This window comes from Stenotrophomonas sp. P5_B8, assembly GCF_054049855.1.
Window position 1 is genome coordinate 1 of the sequence record NZ_JBFULO010000421.1, and the last position, 3,260, is coordinate 3,260.

Consider the following 3,260-nt stretch of genomic DNA (forward strand, 5'->3'; position numbering starts at 1 on the left):
GTACAGCGGCACGCTGCATCTGCTGATCTGCGGCGGCGCGGCGTTGGCCGACCTGAAGTACCAGGGCGGCGATCTGTCGCTGCTCAACATCGCCGCCAGCGAACAGTGGCCGGAGTTGAGCGTCGAGGACCTGCAGCGCAACGCGGCCAACGTGCCCGACTACCTGCTCGCCCGCGCGCTGCATCTGTCCGGCGGCCATCCGTTGCTGGCGCAGGCGGCGCTGACCCTGCTGGCCACGCCGTCAGCCGATGCAACGCTCGACGACGAGGCGGTGATCGCCACGCTGTCCACCCACCCGCGGCTGTGGGAAGCGTTGTTGCCGCTGCTGCGCGACCCGATGGCGCGCACGGCCATCGAGGCGTGGCTGGAGCGCCCGCGCCTTGCCCCCGCACGACCCTACCTGGTCGATCCGGTGCTGCGGCAGTTGTACTGGCACAACCTGCTCACCGCACGCCCGCATGCCGATGGCGCGTGGCTGGAATGGCGCTGCGAGGCGATCCGGCGCACGGTGCGGCAGGTGATCGACAGCCTTGCCGGCCTGCCCGCATGAGCCGGGTCGGCCGCTTGCCGGGGTGGCGAACCTGGCGGCYGGTGCTGATCGCGGCCGTGGCCTGGTTCGTCGGCAGTCTGTTCGTCGCCCCGATGTTGAACCCGTGGGTGGCGTGGAAGATCGCGCACGATGGCGAAAGCATGATGCTGATGCAGGGCGCACGCTACGACATGATGTATCTGCGCGAGGAAGCCCAAGGGTATTGGGAGCGCGAAGGGCAGTGGCCTGCCGAGATCGCCGTGCCCGGCGTGCATGATCCGGCCGAGGCGGTGGTGGTGGCCGAGGTGCCTGCGCCCTATGTGTTGCGCGTGCGCTTCACCGATCGGTTCCCGTCCAGTGCCGGGCTGGCCGGCACGGCGCTGGAGTTCACCCTGGAGCCGTCCAGTGGGCGCTGGCGCTGCCAGCCCGGCAACCCGGCGCCGCCATCGCGCTGGCAGACCCCGGACTGCCAGGCCCGCACGCCATGGACCATCATCGAATGGCTGTGCCTGGTGCTTGGCATCGCCGTGCTGGCGTTGATCGTGCTGGGCCTGGTCTGGTATCGCATGCGCCCGGCGGTGGCCGATGTCGTGCGCGACCCCCGGCGTCTGTTCGACCAGCCGCTGTCGGCACTGCCTGCGCTGGATCGGCAACTGGGCTGGCTGCGCCTGCGCGGGCGCGTGCTGGCCGATGCCGGCGTGGCCAGCGTGCGCTGGCGCGAGGCACTGCGCCAGTCGCAGGTATCGGCCGAGGCGCAGGCGGCGTTGCTGGCCGCGCGGATCGGCGCCACCGATACGCCGGCGCAGGGATGGACGTTGCCCGGCTGCGTGCGCGAATGGGCCTTGCCCGACGCCATGCCGGTGGCGCTGGAGCGGCTGTGGGTGTATCTGCCCGAGCCCGGCATGAGCGGTCTGGCGATCGTGCAGCAATTGCGCGCCATGCCCAATGGCCAGGATGTGGTGATGGTGGTCAGCCCCTCGCTGCTGGCCGAGCCGGCGCTGATCGACCATGCCGATGACCCGGCCAACCTGTGCGTCTGCCTGGATCTGGCCGCGCAGACCCGCTGGCTGCTGCAGCCGGGCGCGTTGGCGCTGCTGCTGGCGCTGCTGACGCGCCAGTTGAAGGTCACCCGGATCTCCCCTTACCAGACCCATGGCGGCATCACCCGTCCGTCGGCGTTCTTCGGTCGCGCCGCGCTGCTGGCGCGGGTGCTCAATCGCGAGCCGGGCAACTACCTGTTGGTCGGCGGGCGGCAGTTGGGCAAGACGAGCCTGATGAAGGCGATCGAGCGGCGCTTCGCCGGCCATCCGCGCGTGCATTGCCGTTACCTGTCGCTGCGCGATCACCGCTTGAGCGTACGCCTGGCGGTGGAGCTCGGCCTGCCTGAAGACGCGGGCATCGATGCGCTGGTGGCCGCCTTGTCCGCGCAGGCGCAGGGCCGACGGGTGTTGCTGCTGATCGATGAAACCGACCTGTTCCTGCGCGCCGAGGCCGGCGCCGGCTATCCGCAGCTGGGCGCGCTGCGGGCCATCAGCGAGGAAGGGCGCTGCCACTTCATGCTGGCCGGTTTCTGGGATCTGTACGAAGCGGTGACGCTGGATTTTGCCTCGCCGCTGCGCAACTTTGGCGAGGTGATCCACGTTGGCGGCCTGGAAGACGAGGCCTGCCAGGCGCTGGCGACCGAACCCATGGCCAGACTGGGCGTGCACTACGCCGCGCCGGAACTGCCGCGACGACTGGTGGCCGCCTGTGGTCGACGCGCCAACCTGGTGGCGATCGTGTGCCAGCAGTTGCTGGCGCAACTGGGACGTGGCGAGCGGGTGATCGATGCGGCGCAGCTGCACGCGGCGCTGGTGGCCGAGCCGGTGTTCGATGCGTTGGCCGGATGGGCGCGCCTGACTCCTGATCCGGTGGCCAATCGAATTGACCGCATCGTGGTCTACCGGCTCGCGGCCGAGCAGCTGGACGGCAGCGGCGGGCGTGGCGTACCGCTGGAGGCTTTGCTGGCCGACTTCGATGCGGCTGGGGTGGTCGTTGATCCGGAGTCGCTGCGGCGGGCGCTGGCACGGTTGCAGCTGGCCTACGTCATCCGCCGCGAAGACGACGGCCTGCGTTACGCGTTCGCGGTGCCATTGTTCGCGACCCAGTTCCAACGCGAAGAGGCGTGCACGCTGCAACAGCGCGAGCTGCAGGCGATGACGGCGGCGCTGACATAGAAATCGTCCGAATCCATGTCTGGAAGCGTGCAGATCGCGTCGCAGCGTGACGCAATACGCTGCCAGTTCGCCTCGATTCTGCGATAGTGGGCACATGTTCGTGCATCACGGCGGATTGATGCTGCATCCACAGGAATTGTCTTCTTCGCAGATCGGCGCCGTGCTGGCGCAGGCGTGGGGCGTGCGCGCCACGTCGGTGGTGCAGCGTCCGGCCGGTGCCGATGCCGGGGCCACGGTTTACCAGATTGGCGCCGATGACGGCACGCGCTGGTGGTTGAAGTGCCGCCGCTACGCGGTGGACGAAGCGGTGTGGCAGGTGCTGCAGCATCTGCGCGTGTCGCTGGGCCTGAGTGAGGTGGCGGCACCGCAACCTACGCTGGACGGTGCGCCGGCCATACGCGCCGAAGGCCTGCAGTGGACCTTGTTCGCCTATGTCGAGGGCCAGTCCGGATTCGAGGCAGCGCTGTCGCAGCAGCAATGGCGGCGGTTGGGCGAGGTGCTGCGCCAGGTGCACG

At 69.4% G+C, this 3,260-nt stretch carries 2 protein-coding genes and 1 pseudogene; all 3 read left to right on the top strand.

Features of this window, described 5'->3' with window-relative positions:
* On the top strand, positions 1-550 hold a 550-nt coding region (locus ACXJKH_RS17435; RefSeq protein ID WP_457321210.1), incomplete at its 5' end, for a hypothetical protein.
* A 41-nt stretch (positions 551-591) separates the two neighbouring features.
* Positions 592-2,745 (top strand): hypothetical protein, encoded by a 2,154-nt coding sequence (locus ACXJKH_RS17440; protein ID WP_457321212.1) that lies wholly within the window; start codon positions 592-594, stop codon positions 2,743-2,745.
* A gap of 94 nt (positions 2,746-2,839) precedes the next feature.
* Positions 2,840-3,260, top strand: a pseudogene (locus tag ACXJKH_RS17445) (hypothetical protein); the annotation flags it as partial.